General features: G+C 57.7%; 1 protein-coding gene. It reads right to left on the bottom strand.

What is annotated here, in order from left to right; translation table 11 throughout:
* A partial coding sequence (locus FCS21_RS16660) for a toprim domain-containing protein (RefSeq protein ID WP_246047332.1) occupies positions 1-404 on the bottom strand: 404 nt, incomplete at both ends.

A 404-nucleotide genomic window follows, 5' to 3' on the forward strand; every position in this document is an offset into this window, starting at 1 on the left:
GACGCGTCCAACCGACAGTACGCCGTCATAGCCCGCCCGCCGTCCTAGGAGGGTAAACAAACGACTGAGGTTCATACCAAACAGCCAATCGGCGCGGCTGCGGGCGAGGGCTGATTGATAGAGCGGGAAGGTCTCCTGACTAGACTTCAGCGACAACAGCGCTTTGCGAATTGACGCCTCGTTGAGTGCGGATAACCAGAGGCGCTCAACAGAGCCACGATAGTTGCAGAGCTCCAGTAACTCGCGGGCAATCATTTCACCTTCGCGATCGGCGTCGGTGGCGATGACGACGGTGGCAGCTTCGCTGAGCAGGTGTTTGATGATTTTGAACTGCGCGACAGTCTTGGGTTTGACCTCAACCCTCCACTGCGCGGGAATGATCGGTAGATGATCCAACGACCAGG

Source organism: Colwellia ponticola (assembly GCF_005885605.1).
GTDB classification, from domain to species: Bacteria; Pseudomonadota; Gammaproteobacteria; order Enterobacterales; family Alteromonadaceae; genus Colwellia; species Colwellia ponticola.